Below are 12,672 nucleotides of genomic sequence, written 5' to 3' on the forward strand. Positions count from 1 at the left end.
TTTAATTTTAGTCCGCAGGTGTTATAATAGCTACGAAACCACCTCTGCGCAGTAATTTCACATTTAAGAATGAGGAATCATTGACCTCTATGGATTGGGATGAAAACTCTTTATCATGCTTACCGTCTGCGATGATAGTACATTTGTACTTAGTCCCCTTTTGCAAAAACGGTAGTTTGAAGTTTTGTCTCTTCTCCCTTATTTCAGCATTTATTCCGCCGATATACCAGATTTTATTCTTGCGGCGGGCCATAATCACATCCTTACCCGGATAGCCCTCCAGCAATCGGATTTCATCCCAGGCATTAGGAACTGATTTGAGGAAAGACTTTACATAATCAGGTAAGTCCCCGTAGCCTTCAGGACGATCAGCCATATGCTGCAAGCCCGATTCGAATAAAATACTTAAAGCCAACTCATGCCCATAAGAGGTAATGTGTGGGAATTGAGAATTTGTGAAGGTTACGGGAGTATAATCCATTCCTCCTACTATGTTCCTCGTAAAGGGAAGTGTAGCATTATGTTCAGGTGCTGTAGTTGTAAATTCGGGTCCATTGTTGTACCACTCTGCACCTCGTACGGCCTCGTACGTCATGAGGTGTGGATATGTTCTTGTCCATCCTCTGGGCACTATACACCCATGAAAGTAGACCATCATTTCAAATTTTGCGGCATCTTCCAGGATGTCAAGATAATACTTGATCATTTCCTGTTTCTCGCTTTCAAAGAAGTCGATCTTTACGCCAGCGACTCCGAGGTTCTTAAGTTTAGTGAACTCGGCAAGGCGGTTTTCATGAGTAAGCATACGGTCTTTAGGAGTAGAGGACACCCAAGTATGATTGCCACCTGAATTGTACCACATTAACGGTTTTATCCCCTTTGCCCGGATATATTTTAAAGCATCTTCAAGGTTCCCCCCGTTTGTCATACTATCCCATTCCCAATCAAGTAAGGTATAGGGCCAGCCCATCTCTACTGCCAGATCAGCAAAATCAGTTACAATCTTATAATCCTTTGTGCCGTGATTGCTTGACCAGTAATTCCACGATACTACCCCAGGCTTAATCCAATTGGTATTCTTTATTGAAGTTGGCGTAGAAACATCATCTACAAGGGTAGAAGCAACTAATTCCTGTAAGCTGCCCATTATTACAACTCTCCAGGGAGATTTCCAGGGAAGATTTATTGAGGGGGTCGATGAGCCTTGTCCCCGGCCATCCCTCTGATCCGGGAAAGTTAATTTATACTTATTAGGGTCCGAGGTATTACTCAACTTAGTACCACAATACGTAGAATTCAAATCTGCTTCGTGGAGTAAATACCAGGAAGATAAACCTTTAGCCTGGAAAAGCGCAGGATAGCACCATTCCTGCTTTTGAATCTTTTCATCGCTCATCAAAGTGTAAAGTCCTTCATTCGCAGGATTCCACTTTTCCATCCAGCGCTTAGTATTCTGGGGAACGGAATAAGATGTCAGCTCATCTAACATCACAAAACTTCCGTTCTTTTCAGGAAACTCATATCGAAAGGTAATCCCGTCATCGTAAGCCCGGATGATGACATTCAACTTTGCCTTGCCTGGGTTTTCAAAGTGGATAGTTACCTCATTGGCATAGTTAGTACAAAGCGATTTTTTGCCATGAAGAGCAGTATAAGTTTCTTTAACCAGCCGTGGCTTTCCATTTCTCAAAAATTTTAGATTCTGCGAAAATTCCTGATCACTCCTTTTGAGACCTAGATTTATCTCTGGAATTACTGTATTAGTCTTTCCACTATCGAGGTGGGAGACCTTAAGGTACCATTGGTAATTGCCTTCCCTACCCTTCTGATATAATGCGACAATATTTTTTTTATTGGGAGATTGAACACTCAACTTTTGCGCCTTCACTAAGTGTGCGCAAAAGGTAAATAACAAAAGGATAGTTGTAATTACGGCCTTCATAATTTGATTATCTCAATGGACTCAATTTGTAAAGTACCACTCCATGAACCGGAACATTCAGATCAAGAGCCTCTTTATCTGTACTGATATCTCTAATATCTTTCTGGCGCCAGAGGTCACGCACTCTTTGCTTGCCGGAAAAGCCAAGCTTATTCAGATCATTGTAGGCAATATTCACCTTCTCTAACCCGAAGTTGCAAAAACCCACTGCCTTACTACCATCTTCAAGGTCCTTCACATAAATTCTGAGATCGCCGATTGTCTGAACGCAGCTGGCCTGCTTGCCTAAACCATCCTGGTTAACTGCAATCACCTCGTCATTGGTAAGCAGATTAATAGTAAAATCATCAAGTTTTTCCATATCGCAACCGATCAGCAGGGGAGCAGAAAAAAGGCTCCAAAGACTGAAATGAAGGTATTGCTCATCTGGTTTAAGTTTACTTGGATGTGGATTTCCCCATCCTACGGTACCAACAACGAGCATATCGGGATCGTTCCAATTGCCTGGTTTAGCAAATGCCGCAGATTTTTCCTGGTCCAAAGCGATGTTCTTCACACTGGTCCAGGTGTCAGTTATGTCATTTGTTGTTCTCCAGCTTGTTCCGCCGACAGAGCCACCCCACTTCCAAACATCTGACATTCCGTATTGGCATAAACTAAAAACGATATCCCTTGGTTGTTTACGAAGAAGATCACCCATAAGCTGAAAAGGCTTCATCGCGGTAGCTAATTGATTTCCTCCTTGATAAGACAAGGAGCTGACTTTATAGGGATCGTTCTGTGGTAGTCCATTTATAACATTTCCGTAGCTGCACCAATCATATTTAAGATAATCAAAGCCCCATTTTGCATAACTTTCGGCATCCTGTTTTTCATAACCATAACTTCCTGCACAACCTCCGCATGTCCATGGGCCTGGACTGGAATAAATCCCAATCTTTAATCCCAGTCCATGTACATAATCTGCGAGCCCTTTCATATCACCGAACCGTTTGTTAGGTATTATATTTCCAGCTTCGTCACGCATTTTACCTTGTAAGGATGGATCCTTAGAATCGCGGTGATTTTGCCAAAAGTCATCGATATTCACATAATTCCAGCCGTGGTTAACGAGACCAGTTTTAACCATTACCTCCGCTGCCCGCTTAACTTTTTCAGCCGAGACTTCTCCGGCGAAGCAATTCCAACTGTTCCATCCCATCGGAGGCGTCAAGGCAATCTGGTCGCCACAAATAATCTTCAAGCTCTTTTCAGCAATCCCTTTTGCATTCTTTGCCCTGAGTTTGACTAGGTATGTTCCAGCTTTTGCTAATTTTCCGGTAATTACCCCAGTGGTGCCATTCAGCTTGAGACCGGAAGGTAAACCGCTGGCAGAAAAATTCATAGGCCTGTCGCCTGTAACGGGAATCCTGAATTGAAAGGGGGAACCTGGTCGTACCCCAAACACACTTGCACTATTTATTTTTGGTGTTGCGGAGGGCTTTGGAGTTAATATATAAGGTTCACTCGATACAGGGTTGAAAGTTGCGAATGTAGTGGCTCCTAGGGTTTCAAATTTGGCATCTGCCCAGTCGGCATGATCATAATAATTGCCATTACTTCCATCGGTGACTACAAGTTCCAACTTGTTTACTCCTGCAACATCCACGGTGCAGGGCCGAGCTATATCCCCTACCCTCATTACAGCACTGGACCACAGCTTCTTGCCATCGCCCAACACAAAAAACTCTACAGCAGGCTGATGCTCTTTCATTTCATCGTCAACACCTACCCATGCAGTAAATAATTTCGCTTTCCCACCTAATTGAATTTGGAGGGAACTTTCTGCATGAGTACCAAACCCTCTGTCATAGGACTGACCTGCAATTTTCATTACATTGCCATCAACGGTCTTATTCTTCCTTGGAACTCCGTAGCCCTGTGTTGCCGCACTTAAGTCCAGCTGATCTAGCCATACTGTCTGGCCGACAAGGTCACTAAAGCTTGTTATGTAAAAAATGAAAGCAAGAGCGATTGCCCGAGCCAATTTGCTTTTATATACTTTATTCATTTGTATTTTTAATTGTTGGATCAAATGATTTGTCGCAGCCTTACTTACCGAACTTCCACCAGTTAAAGTTGAACAAGTCACCCTGACCACCTTTGAAAACAAAATACAGGTCATGATTGCCATTTACCTTATTCACTTTAGACGAAACAGTTTTCCAATTCAAAGCCCCGCCAGTATTCTTTACCACACACGAGGCCAAAAGACTTCCTTCTGGGCTATCTAAATGTATTTCTATAGTTCCACCTAGGGAAGAAGCCACATTAGCCTGAAAGGATTTTGGATTCTTAGCGAAATTGACTCCTTTTACTTTAATGTAATCTCCGCTATTTACCCGAGTCACGTAGATCCCTCCTCCCATACTATCTTTTGCAGTTTTCAAACCTTGCGCCCAGGCAATTGTCTCAGCTTGATTTATTGCATAGGGATTAATGTTACCAGGCTCCTGAAGTCCTTCCTCGCTCCACCATGGCAATTCCTGTATCGTTCCGTCAGGATTATAACTCATTTCTGCAACACATATGGAACGTCTTTCATGATGTGTCTCCGTAGCCATGAAGTTCAATCGATAGTTGAATCCGAATACATAAGTTTTTCCTTTATAATCAATAATACCCGGATGGTTACCAGATGACTTTTTATTGGGTTTCATGATGTAACCTTTATATTCCCAGGGGCCTTCCGGGCTCTTACTCATAGCATAGGCCATTCCTTCCGGGCAACAGGTGGAAGCATAAGCCATATAGTAAAGACCGTTCCGTTTATATCCCCAGGGACCTTCCTGGTAATGAAATACGTCGGGTGTTTTTTGATCTTTTTCTTTCCCTACACCTGGTACCTTCATCACCTCCCCTGAATATGATACCATATCTTTATTTAGTTTGACGTACCAAAGATTAGGATTACCCCAGTAAAGGTATGCCTGACCATTATCATCTTTAATAACAGTAGGGTCTATATCGTTCCAAATATGGTCGGTTTCAATAAGTCTTTTCCCTAGAGGGTCCTTAAACGGCCCATAGGGACTGTCTGCCACCAAAACCCCAATTCCACTTCCCTGCACCGGGCAGTAGAGATAGAACTTCCCGTCTTGTTCAACGCACTGCGGTGCCCATGCTCCATTATCCTGCCTTCCCCATTTAAAATCCTTCAGGGTAGCTACAACTCCGTGGTCCGTCCAATTTACCATATCTACAGAGGTATACAGAAGCCAGTCTTTCATCAAGAACTTACCCATTCCGGGTCCAGCATTATCTTCATCACGAGTGGTGTAAAGAAAAACGGTGTCCTTGTACACCAAAGGAGCAGGATCTGCTGTAAATTTGGTTTGAATGATGGGATTCTGGGCGAAGGCGCTGATACTGCAAAAAAAATGCAACACAAACCAACTTTTGGTAATTAAATTTTTCATAATGCTCATTTAATCACTATTTGCTAAACTTCCACCAATTAAAATTGAACAGGTCACCCTGCCCACCTTTGAAAACAAAGTACAGGTCATGAACTCCCTTTACTTTTTTCATCGCCGCAGAAACTGTAGCCCAGCTCTCTTTTCCCCCTGTATTCTTCACTTCGACAGACCCTAAAAGTACACCTTCCAGGCTGTCAAGGTGGATCTCTATATTTCCTCCAGCAACAGAGGCAACATTTGCCTGAAAACCTTTTGCACCCTTCTTAAAATCAACACTCCTTAATTTAATATGATCACCATTGCTAATTTCAGTCACGTAAATGCCCGCTTCCATGCTTTCGCCAACTTCAATCCCTTCTTCCCACGCTATGGTTTCAGCTTCCTGACGTATGAATGGATTTAGATTGGAAACGGGTTTCACTCCTTCTTTGGTTGGAGCTATCCTTGGAATACTACCGTCTTTATTATAGCGGAACTCATCCAAACATACAGAACGCGTGAAGCCACCGCCTCCGGGCAACGCACCATTATGATAGAAGAAATATGACTTGCCTTTATAATCAACTACTCCCGGATGATTAGTGAAAGCTCCGCCCTTCCCTATTATGCGCATTATCGTATCTCTGTAAACCCAGGGACCTGTGGGACTGGTGCTTGTTGAGTAAGCTAAATGTTCGGGTACTCCTCCAGCTGCATAATGCATATAATAAAGGTTCTTGCGTTTGTAAAACCAGGGTCCCTCTTCATATGCGGAAGGTCTTTTATCAACATCCTTAAACCTGACATTAAAACCCTCTTTATTCAAGGGAACTGTAACTACCTCCCCTGAGTATGAAACCATATCCTTGTTCAACTTCACATATTTTAGATATGGATTCCCCCAATACAGATAAGCCTGTCCATCGTCATCAATAAATACAGTAGGGTCTATGTCGCCATTTCCGCTGTGAACCAAAGGTTTACCAAGTGCATCTTTGAATGGCCCTGTGGGACTATCGGATACAGCAACACCTATCGACATTCCCATAGTCTCATGATTTATGGGCACATACCAATAAAACTTACCATTTCTTGGAATACATTGGCCAGCCCAGGCATCTTTCTTTGCCCAACTAAAAGCTTTTAAAGAAAGCGGGGAACCCTTATCTGTCCAGTTCACCATGTCTGTAGTAGTATAACAGTGCCAATCCTTCATAGTAAACCAGGTCGATTTATCTTCATCATGACCGGTAAATAAATAAACTGTATCTTTATAAACCATTGGAGCTGGGTCAGCTGTATAAATGGTTTGAATGATAGGGTTTTGTGCTTTTATAAGCAATTGGATGAAAAGCCCAATAACTAAAAGACTTGTTTTTCTTTTATCCATTATAATCTTAATCTTCGGTGTGTTTGTGTGGATGGATTTTTTTTATTCGAATCGAAGCCAGTCTATGGATATATCTGCTGGGCTTTTCATAATTAAATAAAGATCATGGACACCTGTTGGAGCTTTTGCTGTAAAGGAGCTTTCCTTCCAGTTTCCCGTCTGTTTAAAAACCAGACGGCTAATTAATGGTCCACCTGGTTTATCTGCTCTAAGCTCGAGTACAGCTTCTCTTTCGGCAATATTGCGGGCTATTATTTTTGTTATACCTGATTTACCGAAATCGACTGAATTATACCTTATCCAGGCATCCTTTTGGTTGAGATTAATTTTCCACCCCTTCATCCGATTGGTTGTATCCAAAAAATCCACTACAATTCCTTGATCGCTTACTTGCGAGTAACGGTCTATTTGTATCATTTCTCTAGCGTTGCTAAGACCTACACCTCTTAGAGTTGGGATCACTTTTCGGATTGTTCCATCTGCGTTGAAAAACAAACTATCTATTCGTACCGACCTATTTTTATCGAATTTCGGCGAAAGATCGTTATGATGGTAAAATAGATACCATTGATTTTTGAAATTTAAGAGGGAGTGATGGTTTGTCCAACAGCCCGTAGCTGATTCGTCCATAATGACACCGGCAAATTTGAATGGACCAAGGGGATTGTTTCCGATGGCATATTCCAATCTTTCAATCTTATTCTCTACATGCGGATAAGTCATGTAATAAATCCCACTGCGCTCGAACAAGTATGGCCCCTCTTTCAAACCTTTGGTGGGAAGATCCTGAAGAATAACAGGCTCGGAAGCTAACTCCAGCATATTATCTTTAAGTTTTGCTCCATAGATATGTCCTTGTGACCAGTACAAGTAGGCCTGACCATCTTTGTCTATAAAAACATTAGGATCAATACCTTTAACCTTTTTTATTGGTGTTGCCTGTGGTATGAATGGTCCAGTTGGTTTGTCAGCAACGGCCACTCCTATCGTAAAACCTTTACCATTCACACTAGTATCAGCGGGAGTACTTGGAAAGTAAAAATAGTATTTCCCATTCCGGAAGATACAGTCGGGAGCCCACATGCTATAGCTTTCAGATTTTACCCAGGGAACTTTATTCTGATGAACAATCATCCCGTGATCTGTCCAATCCACAAGATTTTTGGAAGAAAAGACATGATAGTCCTCCATGATGAACCAATTTTCGCGTCCCTTTCCGGGAGAATAAGGAATATCATGAGATGGATATACGTATACCCTATCACCAAAGACGCGTGCTGAAGGATCAGCTGTATATTGATTGGTGATAAAGGGGTTCTGAGCAAAAACAGTATTTGCAATCAAAAACAGCAATACCATTAAAATTCTTGCCGGTTTTATCTTAGACATACTTTAAAGACTAAATAATTTTGTTTTAGAATTCAGAAAGGATAAATGCTAATTGGCTGTTTTAATCTTGTGGCCTAGCAACGAGAGCATCTTTTCGCCGTATCGTTTTCCCAATTCCCTGTATCCTGCGGCAGAAAAATGAAGGTTATCTGTAGTATCCTCACAACCTTTGGAAGAGATTACATAAGAATTGGGAATAGTTTGAGGCAGGGTTGCTATGATCTTATTCATACTTGCACAAATGCCTCCCTGATCGGCATTAACGACTTCTCCTGCAAGTAATGGAACATTTGCCGGTTCAAGATTAAGATCGTTCAAAAGATTGTTGTAAACCGATTTCACTTTTCCTGGCCAGGTGACATCATTTGTATTTGACTCGCCCTGATGAAGCAGAATTCCTCTGATTACCCCTTTTTTCTGAGCTAGTTTAGCCAACTCTACAAGGCGCCCGTAGGGGTTTCCATCATATTCTTTAACTGTATTCTGCAACCAGTCTGGAGCGGTAGAAACATACGTCTGGTAGCTACCTTTATCGAATAGTTCTATTTTACAGCCACCTACAGCAACATTAATCACTCCCACTTTAACGTCCTTGGGCAAATTTTCTATTAAAGTCCGGCCGAAATAATCAGCAGGAGTGAGACCCGTTTTGCATCTCGCTAATGGCGGAACTGCGGGATACCAATTTCCTTTGACCCTATTTAAACCAGGGCAATCAACTGCTTCAAGAACTTGAAAACGTGGATCAACAATAGTATCTATAGGTTCAAATTTTGCGTTACCCTCCATGTTTGATTGTCCAAGGCATAAGAATATATAAAACCTTGAATCTTGAGAGAGGCAATTCAAGCTGGTTGATAAAAATGCTATTAAAGCGAGGGCAACGCGTATTATTTTCATATCTTGTTTATAACGGTAAGCAGAGTTAGTTGAAAGCAAAACTATTAGACCTGATAATGCTAAAGGGGGACAAATGTGAAAATCAATAACACTTTTGTTAAAAGAGACCAGATCGCTCCTAGTTTATATATCGCACAATGTCTGCAGTTTAAACAGTAGCTTAATTGCCACCATAAAATGAATACACCTTACCTGCCTGCGTAGGTACATCAAATACGACAGTGCTAAGTAATGAAGGAATTTTAAGAGTTGCTTTTGCTGAGACAACCGGATCGGGAGTAACTGGTACTTGATAAAAAGGGTTGCTGTTGTGGCCAGAAGCGAGTTTTAAAATACTATCAGGAGACTTAAGAGCGTTAGGCGATCTCAAACGAAGATTACCTCCCAGTTTTGATCTCACTACTAATTTTAAAATCTTGCCATCCTCCCACTTCAGCTCCAGGATTTCAAATCCCCCAATTACCCTGATCCCACTGATTGTTCCATTTGCCTTCCAAACGTTTGGCAGAGCTGGTAAAAGGTGAACTGCTCCGTCTGCACTTTGCACCAACATTTCGGTAATTCCCGAAGTGCATCCAAAATTACCATCGATTTGAAAAGGAGGATGAGCATCAAAAAGGTTATTATAAGTACCCCCACCTTCTTTATTCACTCCCAGCGGAGTTAATTGACTCTGAATAAGTTTATAAGCATGATCACCGTCCTGCATTCTTGCCCACCAATTCACTTTCCAGCCCATACTCCAGCCTGTTGAAACATCGCCCCGGTGAAGAAGCGTATTCCTTGCTGCTCCAAATAAAGCGGGGGTACGGTAAGGAGAAATCTGGTTAGAAGGGAACAATCCGTACAAGTGGGAAACGTGCCTGTGATTATCTTTTGGGTCATCTATATCGTCCAGCCATTCCTGAACCTGTGCATGCTGCCCTATATGCATTGGAGCTAAACGATTTCGAGTCTTTATTAAAGTATCAATAAAGGCCTTGTCTGTATTTAAAATTTCAGCCGCCCTGATTGTTGTACTAAAAACATCAAATACGATTTGGTTTGTCATGGTTACTCCAGCGTCTAAAGAAGATCCCTGATGGGCTTTAGGTGCATTTTCCGGAGACTCGTCCGGGTTAACCACCAGGTAGTGAAACGTAGGATGCTCTACCAAAAAATCGACATAAAATTGAGCTGCTCCTTTTAACACAGGATAAATGCTTTTCAGAAAAACTTCATCTCCGGTATACAAGTAGTGTTCCCATAAATGTAAACTTGGCCACCCCCCACCATTACTCCATGCCCCCCAGAAGGCACCATCAACAGCTCCGGTCGCTCTCCAGATATCCGTGTTATGGTGAGCCATCCAACCTCTCGCTCCATACATATTTTTTGCAGTCTTTTGACCGGTAATAGCCATTTCCTGCACCATTCGAATAAAAGGCTCGTGCAATTCGGATAGATTAGTCTTCTCCGCAGGCCAGTAATTCATTTGTGCATTGATATTAATGGTGTATTTACTATCCCAGGCTGGACGTAGTCTTGAATTCCAAATTCCCTGTAAGTTCGCCGGCTGCCCCCCGGGTTGTGAAGAAGAGATCAACAAGTAACGACCAAACTGGTAGTAAAGGACCACAAAGGCCGGATCAACAGTAGAATTAAAATTCCTCAAGCGTTCATCAGTAGGAAGCTCGGCCGCTGGGCTAGTCCCCAAATCCAGTTTCACGCGGTTAAAGTACTTCTCATAAGCAGCAATATGTCCCTTCAGAATTTCGGAAAATGTCTTGCGTTTAGCTTTGTTTAAATAAGAAATTGCTCTTGCGTTTTCATCTCCACTAACATCCTCGTAGTTATTGAAGTTGGTTGCAATAGATACATAAATGGTTACAGCATTAGCGTTACCCACTGAAATGGTACTATCACTAGAAGTAAGAGTCCCTCCCTCCGGTTTGAATTCAGCAACTCCCATGTATCTGACCATACCTTTCACTCCCTCATGATCGATAGTTGTACCTGCAAAACACAATTGCTTAGACTGAATGGAATTTACCTTGACTTTGGATTGAGGGGAAGAATAAGAAGCCGTAAATGAGATACTTCGCGGCTTGTCGGCGGTAAGCCGCACAACTATCACTCTATCAGGAAAGGAAGTTAGCGTTTCCCGCGTGTAAGTTATATCCCCTGCCGTGTAACTTGTCTTTGTAACTGCTCGTTCTAGATCTAGCTCCCTGTAGTAATTCGAATACTTTTCGTGGCCAGGAAAGGTTAAATGCAGTTCTCCTGCGGGCTCAAACATCTGTCCGTGCGACTGCCGGCTGATGATCACCTTATTGGCCAGTTGCTCGGCCTGTTTTTGTTTTCCTTCAAAGATCAGCTTTCGTATTGACTCCAGCGAATCCAAACTGCTGGGATTATCATTCCGGTTGGGACCTCCGCTCCAAAGTGTGTGTTCGTTCATTTGAATTGTCTCTGTCTCAACATTTCCATAAACCATAGCTCCCAGTCTTCCATTTCCTAATGGCAAGGCATTCTCCCAAACCTTGCCGGAAGGTTTGTTATACCAGAGTTTTAAGGAAGAAGCAGACTTTGACGGGGACTCCTTCGTCTGAGCGTGTATCGAGCCAACAATTAAAGTGGAAAACAGGATTGTTATTAAAATCGGTCTGGCCATTTCAAAAACAAGTCTTCCAATTTTAAACGAAAATTTTGATAACTTAATAATCATTGTCCTACTGGATTGGAGACAAAACTACAGGCTTAAATAAAAGTTGGGAAAACAGGTATAGATCATTCTTCCAAACCTTAAAATCATGCCCTCCGGTCTCGACATGGAAAATATGTGGCACTTTATTTTGCTGTAAGTAATTATGGGTACGACTACTAACCTGCATGAGGTTATCGGAATCGCCACAAGAGATCCATAATAATTTCAGCTTCCCTCTTGCCTCCTCTGTATTAGGTAAAAGATCTTCTGGTTTCCTAGTGTTTGGAGCCGATGAAAACCCTCCTACCCATGCGAATTTGTCAAGGTTTCCTAATCCAAAGTTTAATGATTGCCCACCTCCCATTGATAAACCAGCAATAGCACGGTTTTCACGGTCAGTGTACACATTATAATGCTTCTCGATAAAAGGGATAAGATCTGTTAGAAGATCTCTTTCGAAATTAGCAAAGGCCTGGACCTTGTCTGGGCCATAAATGTTACCAACAGCCCTGTCATCTTTCATTGCCCTACCATTAGGTAAAACAACAATCATAGAACTTAGCTTTTTCTGCGCGTATAAATTGTCCAGAATTATTTGGGGTTGTCCATTATTAAACCATTCCTTTTCATCGCCTCCTATTCCATGCAAGAGGTATAATACTGGATATTTTTTATTTTTCTTATAACCAGGAGGTGTATAGACTAAAGCTTTACGATTAGTACCAACGGTAACCGACGAATAGCTTACAGTGTCTATAGCACCATGAGGAATATTTTCAAGGATAATATCAAAACCAGCCGGCGCCTGCTTTTCCAATAGCTGAGCATTACTCCTGGAATATGAAAACATAAAAGCAAAAAAGAAAATTAGAAGATATTTCATAATTGATCAGAATGAGAGTATTCATTTACCCTATAGCTGAGTACA

The 12,672-nt window shown here is 41.9% G+C and carries 8 protein-coding genes; all 8 read right to left on the minus strand.

What is annotated here, in order from left to right:
• Window positions 1–7: 7 nt before the first annotated feature.
• The 8 genes from J4N24_RS12270 to J4N24_RS12305 all read right to left on the minus strand — a co-directional run bounded on the left by J4N24_RS12270 (window position 8) and on the right by J4N24_RS12305 (window position 12,627).
• Window positions 8–1,942 carry a glycoside hydrolase family 97 protein gene (locus tag J4N24_RS12270; RefSeq protein ID WP_207533982.1) on the minus strand — a complete coding sequence of 645 codons (1,935 nt, stop codon included), beginning with the start codon at window positions 1,940–1,942 and terminating at the stop codon, window positions 8–10.
• 7 nt (window positions 1,943–1,949) lie between these two features.
• On the minus strand, window positions 1,950–3,992 hold the full coding sequence (locus J4N24_RS12275) for an NPCBM/NEW2 domain-containing protein (RefSeq protein ID WP_207533983.1): 2,043 nt from the start codon (window positions 3,990–3,992) through the stop codon (window positions 1,950–1,952).
• Between the two features lie 40 nt (window positions 3,993–4,032).
• The gene (locus J4N24_RS12280; RefSeq protein ID WP_207533984.1) at window positions 4,033–5,400 is read right to left on the minus strand and encodes a glycoside hydrolase family 43 protein; all 1,368 of its coding nucleotides are present in this window, start codon (window positions 5,398–5,400) and stop codon (window positions 4,033–4,035) included.
• 16 nt (window positions 5,401–5,416) lie between these two features.
• Window positions 5,417–6,769 (minus strand): glycoside hydrolase family 43 protein, encoded by a 1,353-nt coding sequence (locus J4N24_RS12285; RefSeq protein ID WP_207533985.1) that lies wholly within the window; start codon window positions 6,767–6,769, stop codon window positions 5,417–5,419.
• Between the two features lie 42 nt (window positions 6,770–6,811).
• The gene (locus J4N24_RS12290) at window positions 6,812–8,158 is read right to left on the minus strand and encodes a family 43 glycosylhydrolase (RefSeq protein ID WP_207533986.1); all 1,347 of its coding nucleotides are present in this window, start codon (window positions 8,156–8,158) and stop codon (window positions 6,812–6,814) included.
• Between the two features lie 48 nt (window positions 8,159–8,206).
• Window positions 8,207–9,058 carry a sialate O-acetylesterase gene (locus J4N24_RS12295; protein ID WP_207533987.1) on the minus strand — a complete coding sequence of 284 codons (852 nt, stop codon included), beginning with the start codon at window positions 9,056–9,058 and terminating at the stop codon, window positions 8,207–8,209.
• Window positions 9,059–9,218: 160 nt separating this feature from the next.
• A complete protein-coding gene (locus J4N24_RS12300; RefSeq protein ID WP_207533988.1) occupies window positions 9,219–11,711 on the minus strand; it encodes a glycoside hydrolase family 95 protein in 2,493 nt (830 codons plus the stop codon).
• Window positions 11,712–11,769: 58 nt separating this feature from the next.
• Window positions 11,770–12,627, minus strand: coding sequence for an alpha/beta hydrolase (locus J4N24_RS12305; RefSeq protein ID WP_207533989.1), 858 nt, complete (start codon window positions 12,625–12,627; stop codon window positions 11,770–11,772).
• Window positions 12,628–12,672 lie beyond the last annotated feature (45 nt).

This window comes from Desertivirga arenae (assembly GCF_017355785.1).
GTDB classification, from domain to species: Bacteria; Bacteroidota; Bacteroidia; order Sphingobacteriales; family Sphingobacteriaceae; genus Desertivirga; species Desertivirga arenae.